6 protein-coding genes and 1 riboswitch are annotated in these 7,405 nt (G+C 71.5%); all 6 genes read left to right on the plus strand.

What is annotated here, in order from left to right:
- The first annotated feature begins 63 nt into the window (after positions 1–63).
- Positions 64–900 carry a 16S rRNA (adenine(1518)-N(6)/adenine(1519)-N(6))-dimethyltransferase RsmA gene (rsmA, locus tag AB0C38_RS47845; protein WP_360687813.1) on the plus strand — a complete coding sequence of 279 codons (837 nt, stop codon included), beginning with the start codon at positions 64–66 and terminating at the stop codon, positions 898–900.
- 137 nt (positions 901–1,037) lie between these two features.
- Positions 1,038–1,128, plus strand: a riboswitch (SAM riboswitch).
- Positions 1,129–1,336: 208 nt separating this feature from the next.
- A complete protein-coding gene (locus tag AB0C38_RS47850) occupies positions 1,337–2,347 on the plus strand; it encodes an ATP-binding cassette domain-containing protein (protein WP_360687816.1) in 1,011 nt (336 codons plus the stop codon).
- A gap of 70 nt (positions 2,348–2,417) precedes the next feature.
- Positions 2,418–3,380 carry a 4-(cytidine 5'-diphospho)-2-C-methyl-D-erythritol kinase gene (locus AB0C38_RS47855; RefSeq protein WP_360687819.1) on the plus strand — a complete coding sequence of 321 codons (963 nt, stop codon included), beginning with the start codon at positions 2,418–2,420 and terminating at the stop codon, positions 3,378–3,380.
- Positions 3,377–3,799: an ASCH domain-containing protein gene (locus AB0C38_RS47860; protein WP_360687822.1), complete on the plus strand. Its 423-nt coding sequence runs from the start codon at positions 3,377–3,379 to the stop codon at positions 3,797–3,799. The genes AB0C38_RS47855 and AB0C38_RS47860 overlap by 4 nt, the downstream gene beginning before the upstream one ends.
- Before the next feature lie 4 nt (positions 3,800–3,803).
- Positions 3,804–5,570: an ABC-F family ATP-binding cassette domain-containing protein gene (locus AB0C38_RS47865; protein WP_360687825.1), complete on the plus strand. Its 1,767-nt coding sequence runs from the start codon at positions 3,804–3,806 to the stop codon at positions 5,568–5,570.
- A gap of 25 nt (positions 5,571–5,595) precedes the next feature.
- Positions 5,596–7,284, plus strand: a complete 1,689-nt coding sequence (locus tag AB0C38_RS47870; RefSeq protein WP_360687827.1) for a fatty acyl-AMP ligase — start codon at positions 5,596–5,598, stop codon at positions 7,282–7,284.
- Positions 7,285–7,405: the final 121 nt, after the last annotated feature.

Raw genomic sequence — 7,405 nt, forward strand, 5'->3', positions numbered from 1 at the left:
GGTCTGCCACGACTACTTGCACCGAGCGGAACCGGGTCCGACCACGATCGGTAAGCTCGTCCGGTGGTTGAACTGTTGGGACCTGCCGAGATCCGCGGGCTGGCGGCCGAGCTGGACGTGCGGCCGACCAAGAAGCTCGGGCAGAACTTCGTGCACGATCCCAACACCGTCCGCCGGATCGCCGAGCTCGCCGGGGTCGGTCCGGGTGACGTCGTCCTCGAGGTCGGGCCCGGGCTCGGGTCGCTCACCCTCGGCCTGCTCGCCACCGGTGCGCACGTCGTCGCCGTCGAGATCGATCCCAAGCTCGCCGAACGGCTGCCCAAGACCGTCGCCGACCGGGGGCCTGAGGTCGCCGGCAAGCTCCAGGTCATCACGGCTGATGCCCTGCGCATCACCAACGACGACCTCCCCCGGCCGACCGCACTCGTCGCCAACCTGCCCTACAACGTCGCCGTCCCGGTCGTGCTGAACCTGCTCGCCGAGGTGCCGTCCCTGACGTCCGGCCTCGTGATGGTCCAGACGGAGGTCGCCGACCGGATGGCGGCCGGCCCCGGCAGCCGGATCTACGGCGTGCCGAGCGTCAAGCTCGCCTGGTACGGCCCGGCGCGCAAGGTCGGCGCCGTGCCGCGCTCGGTGTTCTGGCCGGTGCCGAACGTCGACTCCGCGCTCGTCGCCTTCGAACGCGGTGACGCTCCGGCGTCGGACGACCGCGATCGGCTCTTCGGCCTCGTGGACGCCGCCTTCTCACAACGCAGGAAGACGCTCCGCGCCGCGCTCGCGGGCTGGGCCGGCTCGGCCGAGCGGGCCGGGGAGCTGCTCACGGCCGCCGGGATCGACCCGAAGACCCGCGGTGAGCAGCTCGGCGTGCACGACTTCGCCCGGCTGGCCGCCGCCCGTTAGCACGTCCACAGTGGAAGTCAACGGGGCCCGGCGAAAATACGCCTCTTGACGTGCGATCTCGCGATCCGGACACCGCCACTCGTGTGATCTGGGCCAACACGCTTGCTTTCGCTCCTCGGGATCGGTTTTACTCAGTACGTCCATCCCGAGCGACTGAGAGACCTGGCTCGCCGAAGTCGCAGCAACCACCCTCCACAGGGAAGGTGCTACCGCCAGGACCGATGGAGGCCGTTTCCGATGAAGAGGGTAGCTCGCCCCCTGCTCCTGACCAAGCGTCGCGTCGTCGACGAAGGCCGCCGCTCCGTGACCGCATGTCGGCGCTCCCACTGAGCTTGCCCGACCCGTCACACCTCTTCTTCACGCACCGTCCATAAAGGACGGACACTCGCTTGCGGCCGGACGCGCTTCTCTGCGCGCCCCGTTTTCTGGAGCCTTCGTGATCACCGTCGAAAACCTGTCCAAAACCTTTGCCACCAACGGAAACTCGGTCGTCGCCCTGCGCGACGTCAGCGTCGAGGTCCAGGCCGGCTCGCTGTTCGGCGTGGTCGGTCCCGCCGGGTCGGGCAAGTCCGTCCTCGCCCGCTGCATCGCGCTGCAGGAGCGGCCCGACCGCGGCGTCGTCCGCCTCGACGGCCTCAACACCGGCACCCTCGACGGCCGCCGCCTCCGCGAGATCCGCCGCCAGCTCGGCGTCGTCTCGACGAAGCCGGAGCTGATCGCCGAGCGCACGATCGCCGGCAACATCGCCTCCCCGCTGGAGCAGCTCGGCATCGACGGCCCGCAGCGCCGCAGCCGGGTCGGCTCGCTGCTCGACCTCGTCGGCCTGACGCAGCGCGCGACGCAGCGTCCCGGCGAGCTGACCGAGGGCCAGCTCCGCCGCGTCGCGGTCGCGAAGGCGCTGGCCGCGGCGCCCGCGGTGCTGCTCGCCGACGACCCGACCGCCGGCATCGACCCGGAGGAGGCCGGCGCGGTGCTCACCGTGCTCGACCGCGCCCGCGCCGAGCTGGGCACCACCATCGTGGTCACGACGCCGGACGCCGGCGTGGTCCGCCGGGTCTGCGACGACGTCGCGGTGCTCGAAGACGGCACGGTCGTCGAGCGCGGCACCGTCCTCGACCTGATCTCGAACCCGGCCAGCCGCACCGCGCAGGCGCTGCTGCCGGCCATCGAGACCACCCGCGCGCAGTCGGCGCGCTACGACCGTTCGGTCGACGTCGTGCTGGTCGGCTTCGCGTCGGTCGGCGCGCTGCTGCCCGAGGCCGCGGGCCGCTTCGACGTCGAGTTCGCCACCATCGGCGGCGGCCTGACCCGGATCGGCGACACCCCGGTCGGCCGGTTCCGCCTCGGCGTCCGCGGCGAGCGGGCCGACGCGGCGCTGGCGTGGGTCACCGAGCGCGGCGGTCACGTGACGCACACCGCCCGCGGCCCGCAGGGCGTCGCTGCCTGACCTCGAACGCCGGAACGCCCCGATGTGCACGTCACATCGGGGCGTTTTCGCGGGCACGTAGGCTGGTCGGGTGCTCGCTGTAGTCCCGCCCCCAGTCACCGTCCGGGTCCCGGCCAAGGTCAATCTGCACCTGGCGGTCGACGACCTGCGCGAAGACGGTTACCACGAGCTGGTGACCGTGTTCCAGGCTCTGTCGCTGACCGACGAGGTGACCGTCGCGGTCACCGAGGAGCCGGGCCTGGAGATCTACGGCGAGGGTGAGGGCTCGGTGCCCGCCGACGGCACCAACCTCGCCTGGCGCGCGGTCGAAGCGCTTTCCGCGCACGTCGGCCGCACCGAAGAGCCGAACGTCCGGGTGGTGCTGCGCAAGGGCATCCCGGTCGCGGGCGGCATGGCGGGCGGCAGCGCCGACGCGGCCGCGACCCTGGTCGGGCTGGCGAGCCTGTGGAACCTCGACGTCACGCGCGACGAGCTGGCCGAGATCGCCGCCGGGCTGGGCAGCGACGTCCCGTTCGCGCTCTACGGCGGCACCGCGCTGGGTACCGGGCGGGGCGAGCAGCTCGTCCCGGTGCTGTCGCGGCACACCTTCCACTGGGTGCTGGCCTTCGACCAGGAAGGGCTGTCGACGCCGAAGGTGTTCAAGGAGCTGGACCGCCTGCGCGCCGACGGCAACCCGCCGCGGATCGGCTCGCACACCCCGGTCGTCGAAGCCCTGGCTTCGGGCGACCCGCGTCAGCTGGCGCTGCTGCTGGGAAACGACCTCCAGGCGGCGGCGGTTTCGCTGCGGCCCGGGCTGCGCCGGACGCTGCGAGCCGGCGTCAACGCGGGCGCGCTCGCCGGCACGGTCTCCGGATCCGGCCCGACGTGCGCGTTCCTCTGTGAGGACGCGCATTCGGCGGTCGAGGTCGCCGCGGAGCTGTCGGGTGCGGGGGTGTGCCGCACGGTCCGGGTGGCGCACGGCCCGGTCCCCGGCGCCCGCGTGGTCGGCGGGGACGACGCGCCGCGCCCGGCGCCGCCGCGGGTGCACGCGTGAAGCACGCCGAGTTCGCGTTTCCGGGACCGTTGCGCGACAAGCTCGTCGCGGCGATCCTGCGCGGCGAAAAGACTTCGACCACCGGCCTGGTCGTCGAATACGAGAAGTACGGCGAAGAGCTGCCCGTCGTCGGCGAGCGCGAGCTGATGATCGACTCGGCGGGCGAGGGGCTGGCGATCCTCGAGACGACCGAAGTGCGCGTCATCCCACTGTCCGAAGTGGACTTGCAGCACGCGATCGACGAGGGCGAAGGCTTCACGAGCGTTGCCGAGTGGCGCGCCGGTCACACGGACTACTGGCAGGGTGCGGAAATGCGCGCCGCGCTGGAAGATCCGAAGTTCACCGTGGACGACACGACGCAGGTCGTGGCGACGCGGTTCGTCATCGTGACAGTGTTTCCCAAAGAGAGGATCGGCTGAGCGGATGGCCAACCTGGTCAACCTGGAGGCGGTGAGCAAGTCCTACGGGGTGCGCCCGCTCCTGGACGGTGTGTCGCTCGGCGTCGCGGCCGGGCAGCGCATCGGCGTCGTCGGCCTCAACGGAGGTGGCAAGACCACGCTCCTGGAAGTCCTTTCCGGACTGGCCGAGCCGGATTCCGGCCGGGTCAGCCATGTCGGCGGCTTGCGGATGGCTGTGGTCACCCAGCGGACCGAGCTCCCGGACGGCAGCAGCGTCGGCGAGGTCGTGCTCGAACGCTACGGCGCCGAGCACGAATGGGCGGCCGACGCGCGCGTCCGGTCCATTGTGGACGGGCTCGGCATCACGGCGATCGGGCTGGACACGCCGACGGCGAACCTCTCCGGTGGCGAGCGGCGCCGGGTTTCGCTGGCCGCCGCGCTGACCGGTGAGCTCGACCTCGTCGTGCTCGACGAGCCGACCAACCACCTGGACGTCGAAGGTGTCCAGTGGCTCGCCGACCACCTGCTGACCCGGCGGATCGCGGTCGTGGTCGTCACGCACGACCGGTGGTTCCTCGACACCGTCGCGAGCGTGACCTGGGAAGTCGCCCACGGCCGCGTCGAGAGTTACGAAGGCGGTTACGCCGACTGGATCTTCGCGCGTGCCGAGCGGTCGCGGCTGGCCGCGACGGCCGAGGAGAAGCGGCAGAACCTGGCCCGCAAGGAGCTGGCGTGGCTGCGCCGCGGCCCGCAGGCGCGCTCGTCGAAGCCGCGCTACCGCATCGACGCCGCCGAGGCGCTGATCGCGGACGTGCCGCCGCCGCGCGACACCGTCGAGCTGATGGCGTTCGCGAAGCGGCGCCTGGGCAAGACCGTGCTGGAGCTGGAAGACACGACGTACACGGTCGGCGAGCGGACGCTGCTCGACCACGTCACCTGGCGGGTCGGCCCCGGCGACCGGATCGGCCTGGTCGGCATCAACGGCTCGGGCAAGACGTCGCTGCTCAAGCTGCTCGGCGGCGACGTCGAAGGTTCGACGGGCCGGCGGATCGAGGGCAAGACCGTCGCGCTCGCGCACCTGCGCCAGGAGCTCGACGACCTGCCCGCCGACCTGCGGGTGCTGCAGGCGATCGAGCAGGTCGCCGGGCGCGTGGTGTTCGGCAAGCAGGAGATGACGGCGTCGCAGCTGGGCGAGAAGCTCGGCTTCCCGCAGGCCCGCCAGTGGACGCCGGTCGGGGACCTGTCCGGTGGCGAGCGGCGCCGGCTGCAGCTGTGCCGGCTGCTGATGGCCGAGCCGAACGTGCTGCTGCTCGACGAGCCGACGAACGACCTGGACATCGACACGCTGCAGCAGCTGGAAGACCTGCTCGACGGCTGGCCGGGCACGATGATCGTGGTCTCGCACGACCGGTACCTGGTCGAACGCGTCTGCGACACGATCGTCGCCCTCTTCGGCGACGGCCGGATCACCCACCTGCCGGGCGGCATCGAGGAGTACCTGAACCGCCGCGCGCTCGCCAAGGAACCGGCGGCCGCGGCGGCCCCGACGGCGGCGAAGACCGAGGCGAAGAAGTCGGCGGCGGACCTGCGGGCGGCGCAGAAGGACCTGGGCCGGCTGGAGCGCAAGCTCGACCAGCTGCACGCGAAGGAGGAGAAGCTCCACGCGGCCCTCCTGGAGGCGGCGACCGACCCGGCGAAGCTGATGTCGCTCAACGCCGAGCTGAAGGGCGTCCAGGGCGAGATCGAGGACGTCGAGGGCCGCTGGCTGGAGACGTCCGAACTGCTGGAGTGACACGGCTGCCAGTAATGTCTGCCTCATGAGCAGGTTCGTGGACACGCTCGTCGCCACTGCGGCGGGGCGAGGTCAGCAGCGTGGCATGGTCACCGGGGAGCCCAAGGAGCCGGTCCGGCGGACCTGGGCCGAGGTGCACCAGGAAGCCCGGCGGATCGCCGGCGGGCTCGTCGCGGGCGGGTTCGAGCGGGGAACGGCGGTCGGGGTGCTGGCCGCGGCGCCGGTGCTGATCGCGCCGACCGTGCAGGCCGTCTGGCTGGCCGGCGGCAGCGTCACCATGCTGCACCAGCCCACCCCGCGCACCGACCTCGCCGAGTGGGCCGAGGACACCGTGCGCGTGCTCGGGATGATCGGCTCGAGCCTGGTGCTGCTGGGCGAGCCGTTCGACCAGCTGGCGCCGGTGCTGGAGCAGAAGGGCATCGGCTTCAAGCTGATCAGCGACCTCGTCGGCGCCGAGCCCCTCGACGACGTCGTCGTGACCGACGAGAGCGAGACCGCGCTCCTGCAGCTGACGAGCGGCTCGACCGCCGATCCCAAGGCCGTGCGGATCACCTACGGGAACCTGTACTCCAACGTCAAGGCCATGGTCGACCGCGCGGAGTTCGACTTCGACACCGACGTGATGGTCTCCTGGCTGCCGACGTTCCACGACATGGGGATGGTCGGCTTCCTGACCGTGCCGATGACCTTCGGCGTCGAGCTCGTCAAGATCACGCCGGTCGAGTTCCTGTCGGGCCCGTTGATCTGGCCGGAGCTGATCACCAAGTACCACGGCACGACGACGGCGGCGCCGAACTTCGCGTACGCGATCGTCGGGCGCCGGATGGCCCGCGTCGACGAAGACGACGCCTACGACCTCTCGAAGCTGCGGATCGCCCTGAACGGCGCCGAGCCCGTCGACGAGACCGCCGTCCAGACCTTCGTGGACGCCGGTGCCCGGTTCAAGATGCCGGCGGAATGCGTTTTCCCGGCGTACGGCATGGCCGAAGCGACGCTCGCGGTCTCGTTCGCGCCGCTGTTCACCGGGCTCACCCTGGACGTCGTCGAGGCCGACGCGCTGGAGGCCGACAACCGCGCGGTGCCGGTCCCCGAGGGCGACGAGCGGCGCGGCACCGACAGCGTCCGGTCGTTCGCGGTGCTCGGCCGCCCGCTGGACGGGCTGGAGGCGGAGATCGTCAACGACGCTGGTTCGCGCATCGGCGAGCGTGAGGTCGGCGAGATCCGGCTGCGTGGCGAGGCCGTGACGCCCGGCTACCTGACGATGGACGGCCCGCTCGACACCCAGGACGCCGAGGGCTGGCTGAACACCGGCGACCTCGGGTACCTGATCGACGGCCAGATCGTCATCTGCGGCCGCCGCAAGGACGTCATCATCATGGGCGGGCGCAACCTCTACCCGACGGACATCGAGCGCGCGGCGACGTCGGTCGAGGGCGTCCGGGCGGGCAACGCGGTGGCGGTGCGGCTGGACGCGGGCAGCCGCCGCGAGCGGTTCGCGGTGGTCGTCGAGTCGAAGCTGGCGGGCGACGCCGAGGCCGAGAAGAACCTGATGAAGCAGGTCTCGGCGCGGGTGCGCGACGCGGTGGACATGCGGCCGTACGCGGTGGTGGTGCTGCCGGCGGGAAGCCTGCCGAAGACGCCGTCGGGCAAGGTCAAGCGCGCGGCGACGGCCCAGCAGTACGCGGACAAGATCAAGAAGAACGCCGACTCCTGACCCGGGCAAGCGCCCAATGTGGCCTTCGGTGCGTTCAACGCACCGAAGGCCGCCTTGGGTGCGTTCAACGCAACCAAGGCCACATTGGGGTTGTTTCATCGTGGTTGTGGCTGGTAAGCAT

It is taken from the genome of Amycolatopsis sp. NPDC048633, from assembly GCF_040650695.1.
Taxonomy (GTDB): domain Bacteria; phylum Actinomycetota; class Actinomycetes; order Mycobacteriales; family Pseudonocardiaceae; genus Amycolatopsis.